Source organism: Roseicyclus sp. (assembly GCF_052168335.1).
GTDB lineage: Bacteria > Pseudomonadota > Alphaproteobacteria > Rhodobacterales > Rhodobacteraceae > Roseibacterium.
The window spans coordinates 1-3,727 of record NZ_JBQLZP010000582.1 but is presented as its reverse complement, the minus strand read 5'-3'; the positions used below and the strand labels follow the sequence as shown (position 1 = coordinate 3,727).

General features: G+C 72.2%; 5 protein-coding genes. 3 read left to right on the top strand and 2 right to left on the bottom strand.

The window, feature by feature from the left end:
* Positions 1-886: inositol 2-dehydrogenase (gene iolG, locus ACTS11_RS17895; protein ID WP_442641654.1), on the top strand; the 886-nt coding region annotated here is incomplete at its 5' end.
* A gap of 4 nt (positions 887-890) precedes the next feature.
* Here the strand turns inward: iolG and ACTS11_RS17890 are convergent.
* Together ACTS11_RS17890 and ACTS11_RS17885 are read right to left on the bottom strand one after the other, a co-directional pair.
* Positions 891-1,073, bottom strand: coding sequence for a hypothetical protein (locus ACTS11_RS17890; RefSeq protein WP_442641653.1), 183 nt, complete (start codon positions 1,071-1,073; stop codon positions 891-893).
* A gap of 54 nt (positions 1,074-1,127) precedes the next feature.
* A complete protein-coding gene (locus ACTS11_RS17885; RefSeq protein WP_442641652.1) occupies positions 1,128-2,312 on the bottom strand; it encodes a phytanoyl-CoA dioxygenase family protein in 1,185 nt (394 codons plus the stop codon).
* A 104-nt stretch (positions 2,313-2,416) separates the two neighbouring features.
* On the opposite strand from ACTS11_RS17885, the gene ACTS11_RS17880 reads away from it, so the two are divergent.
* Positions 2,417-3,445 (top strand): LacI family DNA-binding transcriptional regulator, encoded by a 1,029-nt coding sequence (locus ACTS11_RS17880; protein WP_442641651.1) that lies wholly within the window; start codon positions 2,417-2,419, stop codon positions 3,443-3,445.
* 100 nt (positions 3,446-3,545) lie between these two features.
* A partial coding sequence (locus ACTS11_RS17875) for a DUF1127 domain-containing protein (protein ID WP_442641650.1) occupies positions 3,546-3,727 on the top strand: 182 nt, incomplete at its 3' end.

Genomic DNA, 3,727 nt, shown 5'->3' with positions numbered 1-3,727 from the left:
GCCCGAGGCGGCGGAGGCGCTCGGCGCGGCGACGGGGGCGGAGGTGCGCACGGCCGAGGCCGTCCTCGCCTCGGACGACGTGGACGCCGTGGTGATCGGCACGCCCACCGACAGCCACTTCGAGCTGATCCGGGGCGCCGCGCGGCACGGCAAGGCGATCTTCTGCGAGAAGCCCATCGACATGTCTGTCGACAACATCCGCGCCTGCATCGACGCGGTCGGCGCGGCGGGCGTGCCCTTCATGACGGGCTTCAACCGCCGCTTCGACCCCAGCTTCGCGGCGCTGCGCGCGCGCCTCCGGGCGGGCGAGATCGGCGCGGTAGAGATCGCCATCATCACCTCGCGCGATCCGGCACCGCCGCCGGTGTCCTACATCGAACGCTCGGGCGGCCTGTTCCGGGACATGATGATCCACGACTTCGACATGGCCCGCTTCCTGATGGGGGAGGAGTTCGTGCGGCTGCACGCCGTGGGCGCGGCGCTGGTGGACCCGGCGATCGGCGCGGCGGGCGACGTGGACACCGCGGCGGTGACGCTCACCACCGCCTCGGGACGGATCTGCCAGATCACCAACTCGCGCCGGGCGGCCTACGGCTACGACCAGCGGATCGAGGTGCATGGCGAGACGGGGATGCTCAGGGCCGAGAACCAGCTCGAGACGACGGTGGAGATCGCGACGGCGCAGGGCTTCCGCCGCGACCCCGCGCAGCACTTCTTCCTCGAGCGCTACGAGGCCGCCTACCTCGCCGAGATGCGCCGCTTCGTGGAGGCGGTGGCGAACGGCACCGCGCCCGAGCCGGGCATCGAGGACGGGCTGCAAGCCCAGATCCTCGCAGACGCCGCCACCCGCTCGCGCGAGACGGGGCAGCCCGTGGACCTCGGCTGAGGGCTCAGTCCCGCCAGGCGAGGACGAGGTTCCACGCCAGATAGCCGCCGATGGCCGCGAAGAGGTAGGCCCAGATCTCGTTGCCCATGCTCCACTCGACCCCCGCCCAGGCGAAGGGCGCCGCGACCAGCAGGTAGCGGCGCCACGCGGGGCGGAAGAACGGGTGCGACGGGTCGATCAGGCGCATGGGCTTGCTCCGGGCTCGCCCCAGCTTGCAGATCGGGGCGCCCCCGGCAAGACGTCACGGCAGCCGCCGCTCCGCCTGCGCGTCGAGCTCCGCCAGAACCTCGGCCGGATCGAGGCCCGCGCGCACCGCCTCCCGCATCAGCGCCTTCTGCGTCCGGGGCGCCAGCCCGTCCTTCGGCGGATCGCGGTCGAGGTTCGTCGGAAACGAATAGCCCTCCGCAGCCGAGGACAGGACGGCCTCCAGCCCGGCCTCGGTCAGCTCTCCCGCCGCCCAGGCCTCGCGGAGGGGGGCGTAGAGCGTCCGGCACATGGCGAGGCGGTCCACGCTCTCCATCGCGCGGCCGAAGGGGGAGGAGACCTGGAGGAGGTTCACCATCCGGTGCACGTCCGCGCTCCGGTTCTCGCCTGCGGCGTGGAAAAGCGCGGGCGAGAAGAAGATCGCATCCCCCTTCGCCAGCGGAAGCTGCACGCAATGCGCCTCGAAATGCGCGCGGAAGTCCTCGCGCCGCCACGCCGCATAACCGGGGCGGTAGAGCTGCGAGAACGGGAGGAGCTTGGTCGGCCCGCTCTCCACGTCCATGTCGCAATGCGCGATCCCGCCCTGCAGCGTCATCAGCGGCGAGAGGTCGTGGACATGCGCGGGATAGGTCGCGCTGACCTCCGCCGTCTGGAAACCGAGGTGATAGTCGCGGTGCGCCTGCTGCGCCTTGCCGCCGGGATGCACGAGGTTCACCTGCGCCGTCATCTGGTAGTTGGGCCCGAGCCACGCCTCGCAGGCCGCGTCGATGGCGGGCGCGGCGAAGTAGCGGAGGAAGACCCCGGGCGCCTCGAGCGCGAGTTTCTGGAGCGAGTTCCAGATCCGGTCGTTGCTGCCCGCGGCGGCGAAATGGTCAGCGCCGCCGCCGTTCGTCGCCTTCTCGCGCGCGATGATGTCCTCGTAGACCCGCGTGGCCGCGTCGATGGCATCGAGGTCCGGGCAGGCTCCCCTGATGACGAAGACGCCCGCCCCCTGCCCCAGGACGCGCGCCCATTCCGCCATCAGGTCATACCGCGGCCCCGGCGACGCGAGGTGCCCGGCCAGCGCGGCGGCGTCGTAGACCGGCACGTTCGAGGGCGCATCCGCGGCATGGGGAATGTCGGCCGGATCAACGGCTTGCGCCGTCAGCTCGGCGAAATCGGCGAGGTTGCATCCCTCGGCGGTGTAGTAGCCCCGCGGCATGCGCGCGTCGGTGTCCTTCATGGTCCGGTCCTCCCGTCTGTCCTGCGGGCAGGCTAGTCGCCCCGACGGCTTGCGGGGCCGGAAAAATACATCAAGAATACATCAACCGCGAAGGCCTTCCGCCGATGACCCACCGCTTCCCCATCAAGGAGATCGCCCGCCAGGCGGGCCTCGGGACCGCGACGGTCGACCGGGCGCTGAACGGGCGCCCGCATGTCAGCCCGCAGACCCTGCGCCGCGTCGCCGCCGCGATCCGCGAGCTCGAGGCGCAGGAGGCGCTGCTCGCCGCGCGCGGCCGCAGGCTCTTCGTGGATATCCTCGCCGAGGCGCCCCGGCGCTTCACCCGCGAGATCCGGCGCGCGGCGGAGGCGGCGCTGTCCGACGTGGCGGGCGCCGTGATCCGGCCCCGCTTCCACTTCGAGGAGGTCATGACCGAGGCCGAGGTTCTCGCCGCGCTGGCCCGCATCCGCAGGCGCGGGAGCCAGGGCCTCTGCCTCAAGGCGCGGGATACGGCGCCGGTCCGCGTGGCCGTCGATGACCTCGTCGAGGCCGGGATCCCGGTCTTCACCCTCGTCACCGATCTGCCGAGAAGTCGGCGCACCGGCTATATCGGCCTCGACAACGCGAATGCCGGGCGCACGGCGGCCTGGCTCCTCGCGCGCGAGCTTCCCCCCGGGCGGTGCACCGTGCTGACCGTCCGCAGCCAGGACGCGTTCCTGGGCGAGGCCGAGCGGCACGAGGCCTTCCGCACCGAGCTTGCCCGCCACCGCCCCGACTGCGGGATCGTCGATGTCGCGGGCGGCGCGGGCCTCGGCGCCGATACCGCGCGGCGCGTTTCGACCGAGCTCGCCCGCGCGGGCGGCGTCGCGGCCGTCTACTCCATCGGCGGCGGCAACGACGCGATCCTCTCGGCGCTCGCGGCCCAGGGGCACCGGCGCGTGCCCTTCGTCGCCCACGACCTCGACCGCGACAATGTCCGGCTGCTCGCGGACGGGGCGATCACCTTCGTCCTGCACCACGACCTCGTCGCGGACATGCGCAGCCTGTTTTCCGGCGTGATGCGGAGCCACGGCCTCGCCTCGCCCGAGATCCCGGTCTTCTCGAGCGACGTGCGGATCGTCGGGCCGTTCAACATTCCCGCCGGCGCGGGCTGACTTGCGCACGCCGCAACGCGGCATTGCAGTTGCGGCGATTGTGCACCGGGCGGCCCGTCACATATCCCCGGGAGAACACCTGACCCCAGGAGACAGGATCATGGCCGACATCAGCCTCGACGGCGCCCTCACCCGCGGCGGGATCGCCGCGACCCTCCACCGCCTCCGCGACGCGCTGGCGGAGCGCGCCCGCCTCCGGCGGATCTACCGCACGACCCTCGCCGAGCTCGAAACCATGAGCGACCGCGAACTGGCCGACTTCGGCATGCACCGCAGCGACCT

Excerpts from the sequence above, each read along its gene's own strand:
- ACTS11_RS17890 (WP_442641653.1), bottom strand. The coding sequence starts at position 1,073 with ATGCGCCTGATCGACCCGTCGCACCCGTTCTTCCGCCCCGCGTGGCGC.
- ACTS11_RS17885 (WP_442641652.1), bottom strand. The coding sequence starts at position 2,312 with ATGAAGGACACCGACGCGCGCATGCCGCGGGGCTACTACACCGCCGAG.
- ACTS11_RS17880 (WP_442641651.1), top strand. The coding sequence starts at position 2,417 with ATGACCCACCGCTTCCCCATCAAGGAGATCGCCCGCCAGGCGGGCCTC.